Raw genomic sequence first — 17,324 nt, forward strand, 5'->3', positions numbered from 1 at the left:
TGGCTGGTCGCGCAGTTCCCCGCGCCCCTTGGGCGCGTCCGGGGTTGCCGCTTGGCGGGTCGGGTCGGGTAACGTGCGGCAACGTGTTTGCCACAAAACGTCAACCTTGACCCGGAGGTATCCCCGTGCGGATCGGAGCACTGCTCGCGCCTGCCGCACCGCGGCTGCGCCTGCTGGCCGGGCGCGAGGAGCTGGACCGGGTGGTGTCCGGGGTGATGACCACCGACCTGCACGATCCCGGGCGGTACCTGCAGGGCGGGGAGCTGGTGCTCACCGGGATGCTGTGGCGCAGCGGCGCCGAGGACTCGGAGCGGTTCGTCCGAGGACTCGCCGCCGCGGGCGCCGTCGGGCTCGCGGCGGGCGAGGCAGAGGTCGGACCTGTGCCCGAGGACCTGGTCGCGGCCTGCGAGCGGCACCGGATGCCGCTGTTCGCGGTGCCCGAGGACGTCGCGTTCGCGCAGCTCACCGAGTACGTGGTGCGCCAGGTCTCGGCGGACCGGGCCGCCGACCTGTCGGCGCTGGTGGACCGGCACCGGGTACTGGTCTCGGCCAGCGGCGGGGCCGGGCTGGACGCGGTGCTGGAGCTGCTGGGCGGCGATCTGGACCTGGACTGCTGGGTGCTCACTCCCAGCGGCCGGGTCGTCGCCGGACCACCCGACCGGCTCAACGAGGCCGAACGGGACCAACTGGTCCGGGCCCACCTGGACGGTCAGCGCCGCCGTCCGGGACCGTCCGTCCGGGCCAGGGTCGGCCCGCGGCAGTTCTCGGTGCTGCCGGTCGCCGCCGAGGGCGCCGGGCTGCTGGCGCAGTGGCTGCTGGCCGTCGAGGGCGATGTCACCGAGTGGACGCCCAAGCGCCAGCAGCTCGCCGAGAACCTCGCCAGGCTGGCCGCGGCCGAGCGGGAGCGCCGGGACGAGAGCCGCAGGCTGCGGATCCGGCTGGCCGACGAGGTGATCACGCTGCTGCAGCGGGACGCGCCGCCGGAGGAGCTCAGCCGCGCGCTGGAGGCCTCGCTGGCGATGGCGCAGACCGCCCTGGACGCCCCGGTGCCGGACTCCTGGGTGGTGGTTTCCGCCGAGGGCCAGGGCCTGCCCGAGGGCGCGGCCAGGGCCGCCCTGGTCGAGGCGCTGACCGGCGCGGACGACCGGGCGCTGATCGGCGGCGGCGGGACCGGCGCGATCCTGCTGGTCCCCGAGCCGGCCGACGGCGGCACCATGGCGGAGCAGCTGCGGACGCTGCTGGCGCCGCTGGAGGCCGGGCTCGGTGCGGACGGCCGGCTCACCCTGGGCGCCAGCGCCCCGGCCGCCTCGGCGGGCGGGCTGCGCGGCGCGCTGGAGGAGGCCCGGCACGCCCGCCGGATCGCCTCGTCCCGGGTCGGCCGGATCTGCGTCAGCGGTCCGGAGGAGCTGGCCTCGCATGTGCTGCTGCTCGCGGCCGTCCCCGACGAGGTACGCCGGGCCTTCCGCAGCAGGCTGCTCGACAGGGTGATCGGCTACGACCTGGAGCACCAGGCGGACCTGGTCCGCACCCTCGGCGCCTTCCTCCGCTACGACGGCTCCTGGACCCGCTGCGCCGCCGCCCTGCACGTGCACGTCAACACGCTGCGGTACCGGATCGGCCGGATCGAGGAGCTGACCGGGCGGGACCTGTCCAAGCTGGAGGACCGGGTGGACTTCTACCTGGCGCTGGAGCTGTCCTGACGGACGGGGGCCGGGTCGCTTCCCGCCGCGGAAAGGAGGGAGGATGGCTGGCAGCCACACCACAGACCCAGGTGAAGGAACGGAACCGACCACGTGACGACCCCGCGCAGCCCCTACTTCCGAGGCACCGGCCTCAGCGCCACACGGCTGGGCACCCCAGGACGCCGCACCCCGCCGCGCCGTGACGGCGCCCCCCGCCCCGGGCTGCTGCGGCTGCCGACCGTCGGCATCGACATCGGCGGCACGAAGATCGCCGCCGGGGTGGTGGACGGCGACGGACGGATCCTGGAGCAGCTGCGCACCGAGACCCCGGACAAGAGCAAGAGCCCCAAGGTGGTCGAGGACACCATCACCGAGCTGGTGCTGGACCTGGCGGACCGTCATGACGTGCACGCGGTGGGCATCGGCGCGGCCGGCTTCGTGGACGCGGACCGGTCCAGGGTGCTCTTCGCCCCGCATCTCTCCTGGCGCAACGAGCCGCTGCGCGAGGCGCTCAGCTCGCGGCTCAGGCTCCCGGTGGTGGTCGAGAACGACGCCAACGCCGCCGCCTGGGCCGAATGGCGCTTCGGCGCCGGCGCCGGCGCCGACCACCTGGTCATGGTGAACCTGGGCACCGGCATCGGCGGCGCCATCGTCCGCGATGGCTGGCTGGAGCGCGGGCGGTACGGCATGGCCGGGGAGTTCGGCCATATGACCGTGGTGCCGGGCGGGCTGCGCTGCCCCTGCGGCAACCGGGGCTGCTGGGAGCAGTACTCCTCCGGCAACGCCCTGGTCCGCGAGGCCAGGGAGCTGGCCGCCGCCGAATCCCCGGTCGCCCAGCCGCTGCTGGACCGGGTCGACGGCGACGTCAGCCTGATCACCGGGCCGCTGGTCACCGAGGCGGCGCAGCAGGGCGACGCGGTGGCGGTCGAGCTGCTCCAGGAGATCGGCCACTGGCTCGGCCTGGGCATCGCCAACCTCGCCGCGGCCCTGGACCCGGGCCGTTTCGTCATCGGCGGCGGGGTCTCCGCGGCGGGCGAGCTGCTGATCGGCCCGGCCCGGGAGGCGTTCCGGCGCAACCTCACCGGACGCGGCTTCCGCCCCGAGGCGGACATCGTGCTGGCCCGGCTGGGCAACGAGGCCGGCCTGGTCGGGGCGGCCGACCTGGCACGTCAGGTGGCCCGGCGTTTCCGCACCGTCAAGCGCAGCCGGGTGGAGCGCCGCCCACGGAGTTGAATCCATCAACATCCTTTTCCTGCAACGGAACTGATCATTCATCAGTGAAAGGGTAATTTTCCGCCCGGAAATACTGACGCAACGTCAGGGAAACCGCACCGCTGGACCTTCCGGTTGGATGTGCGCGGCTCGGCCGCGCCGCTCAATCCCCGACGGGAGGCACTGCGCAGTGATTCCCTATCCAAGTTGGCTCAACTCGGGCGACAACACGTGGCAGTTGGTGGCCGCGACGCTGGTCGGTCTGATGAGCATTCCCGGTATCGCGATCCTCTACGGTGGTCTGGTCCAGCGCAAATGGGCCGTCAACACCATGCTCATGGCGTTCAGCGCGTTCTCCATCGTGCTGGTCGCCTGGGTGCTCTACGAGTTCAAGATGAGTTTCGGCAGTCCACTGCACATGGGCCCGGGCATCCTGCGCGCGGCCGTGGGCAAGCCCGGGACCATCACCGGTGCCAAGGCCGAGATCGGCCAGGCCAACATTCCACTGGTCAGCGGGGCCGGCCTGATGCCGGCTTTCCGCTTCCCGCAGTCCACTCTCGCCTACTTCCAGTTCGCCTTCGCGGCGATCACCCCGCTGCTGTTCCTCGGCAGTGTCATCGGCCGGATGAACTTCAGAGCCTGGCTGCTTTTCGTACTGCTGTGGTCCGGAATCGTCTACTCCGTCAATGCCTTCCTGCTCTGGGGCGGCGGCTGGTGGGCCCAGATGGGCGCGCTGGACTACTCCGGCGGCTATGTCATCCACCTCGCCGCCGGGACCTCGGGCTTTGTGGCAGCCGCGGTCGTGGGACCGAGGCTGGCCCGGGACAGAGCCAGAGCCGTGCCCAACAACCTGCCTCTGGTGGCAGTCGGGGCGGGTCTGCTCTGGCTCGGCTGGAACGGCTTCAACGGCGGCGACATGTACTTCGGCGGCCAGAACGCGGCCGCGGGCGTGCTGAACACCAACCTGGCCACGGCGGTCGCCCTGCTCACCTGGCTGCTGCTGGACATGTTCGCCGGCGCGCAGCGCAAGCCCACCTTCCTGGGCGCGGTCAACGGCATGATCGTCGGTCTGGTCTCGATCACTCCGGCAGCGGGTTTCGTCACCGGCGTCGGTGCGATCCTGATCGGTCTGATCGCCTCGGTCCTGGTCTGGCTGTCCTGGAACAAGCTGGGCAAGCTGAAGTTCATGAGCCGGGTCGACGACGCCCTGGGCGTGGTCCACACCCATGGCGTGGCCGGTCTGGTCGGCGGCCTGCTGGTCGGCCTGTTCGCGGACCCGGCGATGGCGATCTACTACAACCAGGACGGCAGCGCCGTCTCCGTCGCGGGCCTGTTCCACGGCCACCCCAAGCAGCTGGCGCTGCAGGCCGGGGCGGCCGGGACGATCATCGTCTGGGACGGCCTGATGACCTTCGTGATCCTCAAGGTGATCGGACTGTTCGTCAAACTCCGTTCCCCCGACGAAGTGCTGGAGCTGGGCGACCTCGCCGTGCACGACGAGGAGGCGTACCCGAGCGAGGAGGGCCTGGCGGCCGTGGGCGCCGGCTCCGTCAGCACCGGCCCTCCGCCGACGGAGGCCCCGGCATCCGCCAAGAGCGCCGAACCCGCCGCTGAACCGTGAAACTGATCACGGCCGTCCTTCCGACGGCCGGCTTCGAGCAGGTCCACCAGGCGCTGCGGACCCTCGGCATCCCGGGGGTCACCGTCAGCACCGTACTGGCGCCACCGCTCGGGCGGGGCCGGCGTACCCCCCGGTACGAGGTGTACCGGGGGGTACGCCGGCAGGTCGCCCTGCACCCCGCCGTGCGGATGGACATCGTCACCACCGATCTGGACGCCGTGGACGTGGTCCAGGTGATCACCGTCGCGGGTGCGGGCAGCGGCGGCACGGTGTGGGTCCAGCCGGTCGACACCCTGGTCAGGATCCGCACCAAGGAGCGCGGAGAGGCCGCGCTGTAGCGCGACCGCAGCCGGGGGAGACGGGCCGGGCGGCGGGCCAGGAGTCGGGGTCCGCCTGCTCGCGAAGATCACACCGGAACGACAGCCAGGAGCCACCTGACGCCCTGCGGGCCTTAAGCTTCTCGAACAGAGGTCCACAGACTCCATACCTGAAGGTGTCACCCCTCATGGACAAGCTGGTAGAGCACTCTTCCCACGGCGATTCCGACGACGACGGCGCGCCGACGGCACTCCCGGAATACACCGAGCGTCTGGCGACCCTGGAGACGTCCGGCCTGAAGCGGCTGCTGCCGACTCAGGCGCCCTACCGGTGGAACCTCCGTCGGCTCGATCTGGGCCGGGTGCTGGACGTGGGCTGCGGGCTCGGCCGCAATCTGCTGGCGTGCTCACCTTCGAGCGTGGGCGTCGACCACAACGAGCACTCGGTGGCGACGGCCCGGGCGCGCGGCCTCAACGCGTACACCCCGGACGAGTTCAGCGCGTCGGACGACGGCAAGCCGGAGAGCTTCGACAGCCTGCTCTGCGCGCATGTGCTGGAGCACCTGGACCAGGACGTCGCCGAGGAACTGCTGGCGACCTACCTCCCCTCGGTGAAGCCCGGTGGCAAGGTGGTCCTGATCACCCCTCAGGAGGCCGGCTTCGCAAGCGACGCGACCCATGTGCGCTTCGTCGACCTGGACGGGCTGCGCGCCCATGTCGAGACGGCCGGGCTGGACGTCGTCCGGTCGTACTCCTTCCCGCTGCCGCGGGCGGCCGGGCGCAGCTTCAAGTACAACGAGTTCGTGATGGTGGCGACCGTTCGTCGGTGACGGAACCGACGCCCCTATCATGCAGTGACAGCGCGAACCGACGAGGAGAGCCATGCGCCTCACCAAGATGTCCCACTCCTGCGTCCGGCTGGAGAAGGACGGCCGGACCCTGGTGCTCGACCCCGGGGTCTTCTCCGAGGCGGAGGCGCTGGACGGTGCGGACGCCGTCCTGATCACCCATGAGCACTTCGACCACTTCGAGGAGTCCCGGCTCCGGGCCGCCGCCGAGGCCAATCCGGCGCTGGAGATCTGGACCAACGGCGATGTGGCCGAGCAGCTGACCGGCCTGGGCGAGGGGCGGGTGCACCGGGTCGGGCACGGGGACGCCTTCACCGCGGCCGGGTTCGAGGTGGAGGTGCACGGCGAGTGGCATGCGCTGATCCACCCGGACATCCCGCGGATCGGCAACATCGGCTTCGCCGTGGACGGCAAGGTGTTCCACCCCGGAGACGCGCTGACCGTACCCGACCGGCCCGTCCCGACGCTGCTGCTGCCGGTGCACGCGCCCTGGTCCAAGACCGGCGAGGTCGTTGACTACGCCCGCGCGGTCGGCGCGGAGCGGGCGTTCGCCCTGCACGATGTGCTGCTCAGCCCGCTGGGGCTGGCCGGGGTGGAGCGGTTCATCGGGATGCTGGTCAAGGACGCCGGCTATGAGCGGCTGGCGCCGGGCCAGGGCGTCGAGCTGAGCTGAGCCACTACGCGCCGTGGGCCCGTACCCGGTACCGGGTACGGGCCCACACACGTTTTGAGCTACGGCGGTCCTGAGCTATGCAGTCAGCAGCGGGCGCAGGAAGCCCGACTCCAGCCGGACCACCAGTGGCGGCCCGTAGCGCTTGGCCGCCAGCATCACCGGGACGGCCACGACCGCTCCGACGACGAGGCCGACCACGACGTCGTGCGGGTAGTGGGCGCCGACCCAGATCCGGGAGAAGCCCATCACCAGAGCGGCCAGCGTCGCGATGATCCCGAGTCTGCGGCTGATCAGCCAGACCGCCGCCGCGGCGGCCGCCGCGATTGCCGAGTGGTTGCTCGGGAATGCCCAGTCGCCGACCCCGGGGCAGGGCTGCACCGTCGCCGGGGAGGTGATCACCTGGCAGGGCCTGGCCTCGTCGAAGACGCTCTTGACGATGTCGTTGACGACATAGGCCACGACCACCGCGACCGGCACGGCCAGGGCCATCGCCATGGCGACCGAGTCGCGGGACCGGCGCGCCCGCCACCAGCACCAGATCATCATCAGCGCGAACAGGCCCAGCCCGTAGGTCGCGTAGAAGGAGACCAGGTCGTCGAGCCAGTGCGGGGCGTTCGCGGCTTGGGTGATGAACCAGTGGTACAGGCCGCCGTCGATGGACTTGCCGTCCAGCGCTGCCAGCAGCGTGGGGGAGTGCTGGATCACTGAGCCGCCTTGGCGGCCCTGCGGCTGCGCAGTACCTCGAGCACGATCGGGATCAGCGAGACCACGACGATCAGGGCGATGATCGGCAGCAGGTACTTGTCGATGCTGGGGATGGTGTTGCCGAGGCCGTAGCCGGCCAGGGTGACCCCGACGCTCCACAGCACGCCGCCGACGACCTGCCAGAGCGTGAAGGTGCGGACCGGGACGTTCAGGGCCCCGGCCATCGGGTTGAGCACGGTGCGGACCACCGGGATGAAGCGGGCCAGCACGATCGCCTTGGCGTATCCGTACTTGGCCAGGATCTCCTCGGCCCGGACCGCGCCCTGCTGGAGGTGCTTGCTCTTGCTGCGGGCCAGCAGCGCCTTGCCGCCCTGGACCCCGATGACATAGCCGACCTGCGCGCCGACCAGCGCGCCGATCACGGCGGCGACCAGGACCTCGGCCAGGTTGAGGTGGACGCCGTTCTTGCTGGTGGTGCAGAGCAGACCGGCCGTGAACAGCAGCGAGTCGCCGGGCAGGAAGAAGCCGACCAGCAGCCCGGTCTCGGCGAACAGGACGACGGCGATGCCGAGCGCCCCGAAGGAGGCGAGCAGCGAGTTCGCGTCCAGCGGGTTCACCGCCAGATTGATCAAGGCCGTCGGGTCCGGGGCCATGGACGTCACACTCCTGCGATGGGGGACACTGGTTCGAGTCCAAGCACTATCGTCTACATGTGTGTAGACGGTTGCTGCCACTCTAGTGGATAACAACGGTTGGCTCGTGGGAGGCGAAAGTCCTTGACGATGATCGGACCGCAGCGTCGCCACCCCGGCGAGCTGGAGGCGAGTGTCCTCGCCGTGCTCTGGGCCGGGGAGCGGGCGCTGACGCCCGGCGACATCCAGCGTGCCATCGGCGGCGAACTCGCCCGGACCACGGTGAACACCATTCTCACCCGGCTCTTCGACAAGGGAGTGGTGGTCCGCACGCGTGTCGGGCGTGCCTTCGCCTACGCGCCGGCGCAGGAGGCGCAGGACGCGCCCGGGCTCGCCGCCCGGCGGATGCGCTCCGAACTGGAGAAGGAGGCGGACCGCTCGATCGTGCTCGCGCGCTTCGTCTCGGGACTGAGTGAGGACGACGAGCAGGTGCTGCGGGCCCTGCTCAGCCGGGACGCGGGCGACGACGGGGTGCGGCCGTGACCATCGACGTCTGGGCGCCGCTGCTGCTCCCGCTGCTGCTCGCACCACTGCTCGCGCTGCCCTCCATGGGCGCGCTGCCCGACCTGCTGCCGCCCAGGGCCGCCGCCTGGCTGCTCACCGCGACCGCGGCCGGGCTGGCCGCTGCCGGTGCGGCAGCGCTCGTCCTGCTGACCGTGGCGGCGCTGCTGCACCTGCCGTTCGTCGCCGCGCTGGGCCACCTCGACCTGCCGGTCGCCCGGCATCTCGCGCCCGGAGCGGTGGCGCCGGTCGGAGCGGTGGCCGCGGCCGTGCTGGTCGTACTGGCCCTGCGGTCGTTGCGGGTACTGCGCCGGCACCGGGCAGAGCACGCCGCCGCCAGGATGCTGGTCGCGCGTCACACCGGCCCCGGCGCCGGCGGCGACGTCGACCTGATCGTGCTGCCGGACCGGCTGCCGGACGCGTACGCCCTGCCCGGGGGGCTGTTCCGGGGCGGCCGGGACCGGATCGTGGTCACCGCGGGGATGATCGAGGCGCTCCCCGCAGATGAGCGCGAGGTGCTGCTGGCGCACGAGCGGGCCCATCTGGCGGGGCATCACCACCGGTTCCTGCTGCTGGCCGACCTGGCCGTGGCACTGCATCCGCTGCTCCGCCCGCTGCGCGACGGCGCCGCGTACAGCCTGGAGCGCTGGGCCGACGAGTCCGCCGCCGAGCGGGTCGCCGACCGGCGGCTGGTGGCCCGGGCGGTCGGCCGGGCCGCGCTGGCCGGGGCCGGCGCGGGGGCGCTGCGGATGGCGGCGGGGCCGGTGCCGCGCCGGGTCGCCGCGATGCTGGAGTGCAGGGCCGCGCCGCGCCGCCGCCGGGCGTCGCTGCTGGCCGCGGCGGTGCTGACGGGGGCGCTCGGGCTGTCGCTGGGCAGCGCACTGGACGCGGCCAACGATCTGCACCAGCAGGTCGAGGCGGCCCAGTCGGCGCCCTGGCTCCACGGGCTGCACGGGTCGCACGACTCGCCCGGGGCGGACGACAGGGAACGGTAGCCGGTCGGCCGGTGCGCGAGGATGGGCGCATGGCCTTCACCACGCTGACGTTCGAACTCACCACCGGCAGCCGCGAGGCCGCGGTGGACATCACCGACCGGTGCGACGACTTCCTGCGCGAGGCGGCCCCGGGTCGTGACGGGCTGCTCAATGTCTTCGTGCCGCACGCCACGGCGGGCGTCGCCGTGATCGAGACCGGCGCCGGCAGCGACCAGGACCTGCTGGCCCTGCTGCGCGACCTGCTGCCCGCCGACGACCGCTGGCGGCACCGCCACGGCAGCCCTGGGCACGGCCGGGACCACGTCCTGCCGGGGCTGGTCGCGCCGCACGCCACCCTGCCGGTGGTCGGCGGACGGATGGCGCTCGGCACCTGGCAGTCGGTGGTCCTCGTCGACACCAACGGCGACAACCCCCGGCGCACCGTCCGGCTGTCCTTCCTTGGCTGATGGGACGGGTGACGACACGAGTGACCATTTGGGTGACGACACGTCAGATTCCATGGCATGAACACTGTTGAATTGGGTTACTCGCCGGTATAAATGGCGTGACGCACGTCACCCCGTGCGCCACCCATCAGCAGTGGAGGTCCCATGCGCTCACCCGGCGCACGCTCGCTCCGCACCGCGACCCTGACCCTCCTCACCACCCTCGGCCTCGCCTGCACCGGCCTGGCCGCCGTGCCGGCCCACGCGTCCGAGCCCGGCTACGTCGCCCTGGGGGACTCGTACTCCAGCGGCGTCGGCGCCGGCAGCTACACCAGCTCCAGCGGCAGCTGCGAGCAGAGCACCAAGTCCTACCCCTACCTGTGGCAGGCCGCCCACAGCCCCTCGTCCTTCTCCTTCAAGGCCTGCTCCGGCGCGACCACCGCGGACGTGCTGAGCAGCCAGCTCTCCACGCTGAGCAGCTCGACCGGGCTGGTCAGCATCACCATCGGCGGCAACGACGCCGGCTTCTCCAGCACCATGACGACCTGCGTGCTGGGCGGCACCAGCTCCTGCCTGTCCGCCGTCTCCACCGCCGAGACCTACATCAACGGGCCGTTGGCCGCCAGGCTCGACGCGACCTACGCGGCGATCCACTCGGACGCCCCCAACGCCAAGGTGGTGGTGCTGGACTACCCGCACCTCTACAAGGTCCCGGGAAGCTGCCTGTTCGGCATCAGCGACACCTCGCGCAACGCCATCAATGCCGCGGCCGACGAGCTGGACGGCGTGATCGCCAAGCGCGCCGCCAACGCGGGCTTCACTTTCGTGGACGTCCGCGGGGCGTTCACCGGCCATGAGATCTGCTCCAGCGACCCCTGGCTGCACAGCACCACCTGGCCGATCGACGAGTCCTACCACCCGACCGCGGCCGGCCAGTCCGGCGGCTACCTCCCCGGCTTCACCAGCGCCGCGGGCTGATCCGTCGGATCGGCGCCGTCGGATCGGCGTCGTAGGATCAGGGTCGTCATGAACGACGACCACCAGAACCAGTCCTTCGTCCACCACGTCGAGTTGTGGATGGACGACCTCGCCGCAGCCGAGCGCCAGTGGGGCCCTGTCCTGCTGGCCCTCGGCTGCGCGCCGTTCCAGCACTGGGAGCACGGACGCAGTTGGCGCAGCCGGGACGGCAGCTATCTGGTGATCGAGCAGTCGCCCGCGCTGCGCGCCGGCGGACACGACCGGCTGCGCGCCGGGATCAACCACCTGGCGCTGCGCGGTGAGCGGGCGTTGGTGCTGGCGGCGGCGCTGGCGACGGGATGGGTGCAGCGGGTCGACTCCGGGCAGGCGGTGCATCTGATCGACGGTCAGGGCTTCGAGCTGGAGGTGGTCTACGACGAGGCGCCGGCGGAGGCGTAGAGGGCGTCGATGTCGGTGGCGTAGGTCGTGGCCACGGCGCGGCGGCGGATCTTCAGGGACGGCGTCAGCAGCCCGCGGTCCTCGGTGAACTCGCCGGGGAGGACCCGGTACGCGCGGATGGACTCGGCGCGGGAGACCGCGGTGTTGGCCATCGCCACGCTGCGCTGCAGTTCGGCCTGGAGGTCCGGATCCTGCCGCGCCGCGGTCGCCGCGGACTGGTCCGGCTTGCCGCGCTGCCGCTGCCAGCGCACCAGCGCGTCGGGGTCCAGGACCAGCAGCGCGCCGATGTAGGGCCGGTTGTCGCCGACCAGCATGCAGTGCGCGACCAGGGGGTGGGACCGCACCCGGTCCTCCAGGACGGCGGGGGCGACGCTCTTGCCGCTGCTGGTGACGATGATCTCCTTCTTGCGGCCGGTGATGGTGAGATAGCCGTCCTCGTCCAGGTGGCCGAGGTCCCCGGTGGCGAGCCAGCCGTCGTGCAGGGTCAGTCCGCTCGCCTGCGGATCGTTCAGATAGCCCTGGAACACCTGGCCGCCGTTGATCCACACCTCGCCGTCGTCGGCGATCCGTACCGAGGTGCCTGGCACCGGGTGTCCGACGGTGCCGAAGCGCGGCCGGTCGGGCGGGTTGGCGGTGGCGGCCGCGGTGCACTCGGTGAGCCCGTAGCCCTCGTAGACGGTGATCCCCGCGCCGGCGAAGAACAGTCCGAGCTCGCGGTTCATCGCCGAGCCGCCGGAGAAGGCGTGCCGCACCCGGCCGCCCAGGACGGCCCGTACCTTGCTGTAGACCATCCGGTCGTAGACCTGGTGCTGCACCCGCTGGGCCGGGCTCGGACCGGGTCCGTCGCCGAACGCGTGCCGCTCCACCGCCGCGGCGTAGCGCACCGCGGCGTCCACGGCCTTCTCGAACGGCCCCAGCTTCCCGGCCTCCTCCGCCACCTCACGGGCCCGCTGCAGCAGCTTCTCGAAGATGTAGGGGACGGCGAGGATGAAGGTCGGCCGGTTGGACTCCAGCGCCGGCATCAGGTCGGCCGGCGCGAGGCTGGGCTCGTGCGACAGCCGCACTCCCGCGCGCAGCGCCGCGACCTGCACCATCCGGCCGAAGACATGGGCGAGGGGGAGGAACAGCAGGGTGGCGGGCTGTTCGCTGGCCTTGTTCTGGAAGACCTCGTGGTACCGGGCCACCACGTTGTCGGTCTCGGCGGCGAAGTTGGCGTGGGTCAGCACACAGCCCTTGGGGCGTCCGGTGGTCCCCGAGGTGTAGATGACGGTCGCGGTGGACTCGGGCGTGACCGCCTTCCGGTGGCGGTCCAGCAGGTCGTCGGGGACGCCGCGGCCGGCCAGTTCGAGAGCGCGGAGCGCGCCGGCGTCCAACTGCCAGATGCTGCGCAGCTCCGGGAGGCCCTCGACCACCGAGCCGACTGTCATGGCGTGGTCCTCGTGCTCGACGACGCAGGCCACGGCCTTGGAGTCGGCGAGGATCCAGCGGACCTGCTCGGCGGAGGAGGTGGGGTAGACCGGGACGGGCTGGGCCCCGATGGCCCAGAGCGCGTAGTCCAGCACGGTCCACTCGTACCGGGTCCTGGACATCAGCGCGACCCGGTCGCCGAAACGGACGCCCTGGTGCAGCAGTCCCTTGGCGATGGCGACGACCTCGTCACGGAACTGCGCGGCGGTGACGGTCTGCCAGCTGCCGTCCTGGGTGCGCCGGGAGAGGGCGGCCAGGTCGGGCTGAGCCAGGGCGGTGGTGAAGACGGACTCGGCGAGGCCGCCAGTGGTGGGCGGTTCCGTGAGTGCTGGAACCGAGAACTCGCGCACTCTTGCTCTCTCCGTCGGTGGCGCCGTTTCACGCCGTTCTGTGCCGGAAAGTTATCTGACGGTAATACCTGTGGCCAGGGTGTGCGCCCGATCTCCACGCGTCTCCACGTGATGTGCACGCACCGATCGGGCCAGGTTGTGCGGACCCGTTGACGGGGTGTCGACGCCGGACATAACTTACCAGTCAGTAAGTACTGCTCTCCCCTTACCAGGAGGCCGTTCATGTCCACCGTCCCAGCTGTCCCCGCTGCCGCCCCCGCGCCCGGCGCCACCGGCATGCGGTCCGTGACCACGGCCGACGGGGCCTCGCTCGCCGTCCGGACGGACGGTCCCGAGGACGCCGCGGTCACCCTGGTCCTGGCGCACGGCTGGACCCTGGACGCCGGCGCCTGGGAACGGCACGCCCAGGAGCTGGCGGCGGAGGGGCGGATCCGGGTGGTCCGCTACGACCAGCGCGGCCACGGCGGTTCCACCGACGGCAGCGCCCGGCCCTGGAGCATCGACCTGCTCGGTGAGGACCTGGCCCGGGTGATCGAGGAGACCGCGCCGAGCGGTCCGCTCGTCCTCGGCGGCCACTCGATGGGCGGGATGACCGTGATGGCGCTCGCCGCGGCCCGGCCCGGGCTCTTCGCGGAGCGGGTGGCCGGAGTGCTGCTGACCAGTACCTCCGCCGGGCAGCTCGACCCGCGCGGCCGCAAGGGCGCGCCGCTACGCCTGCGTGCGCTGGGGCATCTCGAATCCGCCTTCTTCGGCTACTGCTCGCGCACCGCCGAGCGCTCCGAGCGGATCCGCACCCGGCTGCCCGGTCCCGAGGGGCGGGTCAACCCGTTCCTGGTCAAGCGCTACCTCTACGGCCCCAAGGCGGCCCGCGAGGCCGTGCTCGCCGGAGCGCGCATGATCCACGCCTGCCCGATGACCGCCGTCGCCGACTGGTTCCCGGCGCTGATGCTCCATGACAAGGCGGGCGCCCTGGGTGCGTTGCGGGGCGTGCCGGTGCAGATCGTGGTCGGCACGCTGGACCGGCTCACCCCGGTGGCGCACAGCCGCCGCCTGCTGGAGGAACTGCCGGACGCACAGCTGGAGATCGAGCCGGGCTGCGGCCACATGCTGCTGCTGGAGCGGCCCGAGGCGGTCATCGGGCCGCTGCGTCGACTGTGCGCGGGGGCGCTCGCGCACTGACGGGTGGGGCGGGGCGACGGCGGACCGGGGATGTCGTACGGGAATCTCGCAACTGACAATGACGTAGCTGAGCGAAGCTCGAACTGACGCGCCCACTGGTAGTAGGCTCTCGCCGACACAGCGCCATCCCAGACACCACCGTCCCTCACCCATGCCGTCCAGTCGCGTCCGCCTCCGCGTGCACCTCCAGCGGTCGGTCCGGAGGAGTCCATGCGCATTCGCAGCAGGTCGGTCCGCGCGAAGATCGTCGCGCTGCTCCTGATACCGCTGGTCTCGCTGACCGGCCTCTGGGCCTGGACCACGGCCACCAGCATCGACCAGGTGTGGAGCCTGGTCCAGATCGGTTCGGACTACCGCTGGTTCGGCACGCCCGCCGACGACCTCTCCCGAGCGCTGCAGGACGAGCGCAGGGCCGCGGTCGCCTATATCGCCGCGGCCCCGGGCAAGGGCGACAGCACCGCGCTGCAGAAGGCGGAGTCGGCCACCGACCAGGTGGCTGCCGTGTTCCAGGCGCACGCCAGCGACAGCGGCAAGCTCGACGATCTGACAGGTGCTCAGAAGCAGGCGCTGCAGGGCATCCTGGCCCAGCTCACGGCTCTGCCGGCGCAGCGCGCCGAGGCCGTGGGCCGCAAGGAGGACTGGAACGAGGCCTTCAGCTGGTACACCGGCGCCCAGGACCCCTTCTTCGACCTGCGGCTGCAGATGGGCAATCTCCAGGCCGGCGACCTGACCCGGGAGGCCGGCAACCTGGTCGAGCTGGTGCGCGCCCGCGAGTACATCTCCGAGGAGGACGCGCTGATGTACGGGGCCCGTGCGATCGGGTTCTTCGGCGCCAGCGAGTACCAGCAGTTCCTCAGCGTCAGCGCCGGTGAGCGGCTGCTGTTCCAGGTGCACCAGTCGCAGCTCCCGGACCAGGAGCGGGCGCTCTTCCAGGACTTCACCACCGGCGAGGTCTACACCCAGGTGAACAGTCTGGAGTCCGCGGTGAGCGCGCTGGACGCCCAGCAGGCGCCCAAGCTGATCGACGGCGCCGCCTGGACGCAGACCTTCGACACGGCGCTGAGCCAACTGTCCCGCCTGGATACCAAGTCGGTCGCGCTCGCCAACGACCGGGCCAGGTCCTATGCCATGGGCGTGATCTGGCGAGCCGCCGCGATCGGCCTGATCGGGCTGCTCGCGGTGGTGCTCACGCTGGCGCTGTCGCTGCGGATCGGCCGCGGGCTGGTCCGGGAACTGGTCGGACTGCGGAACGACGCCTTCGATCTGGCCGGCGTGCGGCTGCCCGAGGTGATGCGCAGGCTGCGTGCGGGCGACCGGGTCGACCTCGCGGCCGAGGTGCCCCAGGTGACCGTCCGGCCCAGCGGCAACGACGAGATCGCCCAGGTCGGCCGGGCCTTCAACGCGGTGCAGCGGGCCGCCGTCGAGGCCGCCGTCGAGCAGGCCGACCTGCGCCGTGGGGTCGCCGCGGTCTTCGTCAACCTGGCCCGGCGCAGCCAGGCCCTGCTGCACCGGCAGCTCACCCTGCTGGACGAGATGGAGCGCCGCGCCGAGGACCCGGACGAGTTGGAGGACCTGTTCCGGCTCGACCACCTCACCACCCGGATGCGCCGCCACGCCGAGGGCCTGATCATCCTCTCCGGCTCCGCGCCCGGACGGAACTGGCGCCGTCCGGTACGCATCCTGGACGTGGTGCGGGCCGCCGTCGGCGAGGTCGAGGACTACGCCAGGGTGCGGGTGCACCGGATGCCGCAGGTGGCCGTCGTCGGCGGAGCGGTGTCCGACATCGTGCACATGATCGCCGAACTCGTCGAGAACGCCGCGGTGTTCTCCCCGCCGCACACCCAGGTCAGGGTCCAGGGCGAGGAGGTCGCCAACGGCTTCGTCCTGGAGATCGACGACCGCGGCCTGGGCATGGGCGAGGAGGCGATGGCGGCGGCCAACGCCCGGCTCGCCACCGGCGGCGACTTCGACCTCACGGACACGGACCGGCTCGGGCTGTTCGTCATCAGCCGACTGAGTGCCCGTCACGGCGTGCAGGTGTCGCTTCGGCGCTCTCCCTACGGGGGGACGACCGCGGTGGTACTGCTGCCGCGCGAGCTGATCACCGAGGTCCCCTCGCGGGGCGGCGACGCGCCGGTCGAGGAGTCCGAGTCCGACCTCACGGCCGAGCACGCGCTGCCGCTCAACGCACTGCAGGTGACCCGTTCGCGGGCCCGCAGGGAGCTGCCGACGGGGGCGGGTGCGGCCGCGGCCGGTGGCGTCGGGGAGCCGGAACAGCCCGGCGAGGCCGGGGAGTCCGGACGGGAGCCCGGGCCGCAGCGCAGGACGGGCCCGCGCCATGCGGCGCCGTTCCCGGCCGCGGTCCGGGAGGAGCCGGGCCTGGCGGCCCTGCCCAAGCGGCGTCCGGTGTCCAGCCGGGCCGACAGCTATCTGGCGGCACGGGACGGTTCCGCGCGGGAGACGCCTGCGCGTGAGGTTCCGGTGCGTGAGGCGCCTGTACGCGAGGTTCCGGTGCGTGAGGTGCCCGAGCCGGCGCCGCTGCTGCCGCGCCGGGTGCGCCAGGCGAGCCTGGCCCCGCAGCTGCGGGTCGCCGCCCAGGAGGCCGCCGCCGAGCACTCCGAGCCGTTGGGGCAGGTGCAGCCCCCGGCGCGGGAACGTTCGCCCGAGGAGGTACGGGCCACCTTCGCCTCGTTCCAGCGCGGCCTCAGCCGGGGCCGTGGCCGGGCTGGCGCCGACCAGGGCCCGGCGCTCCCGGCCGATGATCCGCACACCGCCCGCGCGGGCGCATCCCCCGAACCCTCAGCGGAAGGACCCTCCCGATGACCGTACCGAACACGTCCACCGGCGATCTCAACTGGCTGCTCGACGACCTGGTGCGCCGCGTCCCCGAGGTCCGCCACGCGGTCGTGCTCTCCAGCGACGGGCTGGCCACCGGGGCCTCCTCCGGGCTGACCCGCGAGGACGCGGAGCACCTGGCCGCCGTCGCGTCCGGCTTCCACAGCCTGGCCAAGGGCGCCAGCCGGCACTTCAACGCCGGCGGCGTCAGACAGACCATGATCGAGCTGGACCGCGCCTTCCTCTTCGTCACCGCCGCCGGGGACGGCAGTTGCATGGCGGTGCTCAGCGAGGCCGAGGCGGACGTGGGCCTGGTCGCCTACGAGATGGCGCTGCTGGTCAAGCGGGTCGGCGAACACCTCGGCAGCGAGCCCCGGGCGGGCCTGCCCACGGGGCGGTGAGTGGC

At 72.1% G+C, this 17,324-nt stretch carries 17 protein-coding genes; 14 read left to right on the plus strand and 3 right to left on the minus strand.

Annotated features, from left to right (window positions below; genetic code table 11):
* The first annotated feature begins 125 nt into the window (after positions 1–125).
* The 6 genes from ABH941_RS06955 (at position 126) to ABH941_RS06980 (ending at position 6,353) form a co-directional block, all read left to right on the plus strand.
* Entirely contained in the window at positions 126–1,700 is a 1,575-nt protein-coding gene (locus tag ABH941_RS06955) for a PucR family transcriptional regulator (RefSeq protein WP_370127699.1), read from the plus strand.
* Positions 1,701–1,793: 93 nt separating this feature from the next.
* Positions 1,794–2,915: an ROK family glucokinase gene (locus ABH941_RS06960; protein ID WP_370127700.1), complete on the plus strand. Its 1,122-nt coding sequence runs from the start codon at positions 1,794–1,796 to the stop codon at positions 2,913–2,915.
* Between the two features lie 169 nt (positions 2,916–3,084).
* Entirely contained in the window at positions 3,085–4,515 is a 1,431-nt protein-coding gene (locus ABH941_RS06965; protein WP_370127701.1) for an ammonium transporter, read from the plus strand.
* The gene (locus ABH941_RS06970) at positions 4,512–4,853 is read left to right on the plus strand and encodes a P-II family nitrogen regulator (protein WP_370127702.1); all 342 of its coding nucleotides are present in this window, start codon (positions 4,512–4,514) and stop codon (positions 4,851–4,853) included. Before ABH941_RS06965 ends, ABH941_RS06970 begins: the two co-directional genes overlap by 4 nt.
* 167 nt (positions 4,854–5,020) lie before the next feature.
* On the plus strand, positions 5,021–5,662 hold the full coding sequence (locus ABH941_RS06975) for a bifunctional 2-polyprenyl-6-hydroxyphenol methylase/3-demethylubiquinol 3-O-methyltransferase UbiG (protein WP_134010658.1): 642 nt from the start codon (positions 5,021–5,023) through the stop codon (positions 5,660–5,662).
* Positions 5,663–5,714: 52 nt separating this feature from the next.
* The gene (locus ABH941_RS06980; RefSeq protein WP_370127703.1) at positions 5,715–6,353 is read left to right on the plus strand and encodes an MBL fold metallo-hydrolase; all 639 of its coding nucleotides are present in this window, start codon (positions 5,715–5,717) and stop codon (positions 6,351–6,353) included.
* Positions 6,354–6,428: 75 nt separating this feature from the next.
* Here the strand turns inward: ABH941_RS06980 and ABH941_RS06985 are convergent, their stop codons facing one another.
* A complete protein-coding gene (locus tag ABH941_RS06985; protein ID WP_370127704.1) occupies positions 6,429–7,058 on the minus strand; it encodes a phosphatase PAP2 family protein in 630 nt (209 codons plus the stop codon).
* The gene (locus ABH941_RS06990; protein ID WP_370127705.1) at positions 7,055–7,711 is read right to left on the minus strand and encodes a DedA family protein; all 657 of its coding nucleotides are present in this window, start codon (positions 7,709–7,711) and stop codon (positions 7,055–7,057) included. Before ABH941_RS06990 ends, ABH941_RS06985 begins: the two co-directional genes overlap by 4 nt.
* 129 nt (positions 7,712–7,840) lie before the next feature.
* Between ABH941_RS06990 and ABH941_RS06995 the strand changes: the two genes are divergently transcribed.
* The 5 genes from ABH941_RS06995 (at position 7,841) to ABH941_RS07015 (ending at position 11,087) form a co-directional block, all read left to right on the plus strand.
* The gene (locus tag ABH941_RS06995; protein WP_370127763.1) at positions 7,841–8,233 is read left to right on the plus strand and encodes a BlaI/MecI/CopY family transcriptional regulator; all 393 of its coding nucleotides are present in this window, start codon (positions 7,841–7,843) and stop codon (positions 8,231–8,233) included.
* A complete protein-coding gene (locus tag ABH941_RS07000; protein ID WP_370127706.1) occupies positions 8,230–9,246 on the plus strand; it encodes a M48 family metalloprotease in 1,017 nt (338 codons plus the stop codon). The genes ABH941_RS06995 and ABH941_RS07000 overlap by 4 nt, the downstream gene beginning before the upstream one ends.
* A gap of 29 nt (positions 9,247–9,275) precedes the next feature.
* Positions 9,276–9,692 carry a secondary thiamine-phosphate synthase enzyme YjbQ gene (locus ABH941_RS07005; protein ID WP_370127707.1) on the plus strand — a complete coding sequence of 139 codons (417 nt, stop codon included), beginning with the start codon at positions 9,276–9,278 and terminating at the stop codon, positions 9,690–9,692.
* 144 nt (positions 9,693–9,836) lie between these two features.
* Positions 9,837–10,649 (plus strand): SGNH/GDSL hydrolase family protein, encoded by an 813-nt coding sequence (locus tag ABH941_RS07010; RefSeq protein ID WP_370127708.1) that lies wholly within the window; start codon positions 9,837–9,839, stop codon positions 10,647–10,649.
* 48 nt (positions 10,650–10,697) lie between these two features.
* The gene (locus tag ABH941_RS07015) at positions 10,698–11,087 is read left to right on the plus strand and encodes a glyoxalase (RefSeq protein ID WP_370127709.1); all 390 of its coding nucleotides are present in this window, start codon (positions 10,698–10,700) and stop codon (positions 11,085–11,087) included.
* Here ABH941_RS07015 and ABH941_RS07020 read toward each other — a convergent pair.
* On the minus strand, positions 11,060–12,904 hold the full coding sequence (locus tag ABH941_RS07020; RefSeq protein WP_370127710.1) for a long-chain fatty acid--CoA ligase: 1,845 nt from the start codon (positions 12,902–12,904) through the stop codon (positions 11,060–11,062). The two genes, ABH941_RS07015 and ABH941_RS07020, sit on opposite strands and share 28 nt — an antisense overlap.
* A gap of 222 nt (positions 12,905–13,126) precedes the next feature.
* Between ABH941_RS07020 and ABH941_RS07025 the strand changes: the two genes are divergently transcribed.
* The 3 genes from ABH941_RS07025 (at position 13,127) to ABH941_RS07035 (ending at position 17,319) form a co-directional block, all read left to right on the plus strand.
* On the plus strand, positions 13,127–14,083 hold the full coding sequence (locus ABH941_RS07025) for an alpha/beta fold hydrolase (RefSeq protein WP_370127711.1): 957 nt from the start codon (positions 13,127–13,129) through the stop codon (positions 14,081–14,083).
* A 210-nt stretch (positions 14,084–14,293) separates the two neighbouring features.
* On the plus strand, positions 14,294–16,906 hold the full coding sequence (locus ABH941_RS07030) for a nitrate- and nitrite sensing domain-containing protein (RefSeq protein ID WP_370127712.1): 2,613 nt from the start codon (positions 14,294–14,296) through the stop codon (positions 16,904–16,906).
* Positions 16,903–17,319 carry a roadblock/LC7 domain-containing protein gene (locus ABH941_RS07035; protein ID WP_370127713.1) on the plus strand — a complete coding sequence of 139 codons (417 nt, stop codon included), beginning with the start codon at positions 16,903–16,905 and terminating at the stop codon, positions 17,317–17,319. The genes ABH941_RS07030 and ABH941_RS07035 overlap by 4 nt, the downstream gene beginning before the upstream one ends.
* The last annotated feature ends 5 nt before the right edge of the window (positions 17,320–17,324 follow it).

Source organism: Streptacidiphilus sp. EB103A (assembly GCF_041261405.1).
Lineage (GTDB): Bacteria > Actinomycetota > Actinomycetes > Streptomycetales > Streptomycetaceae > Streptacidiphilus.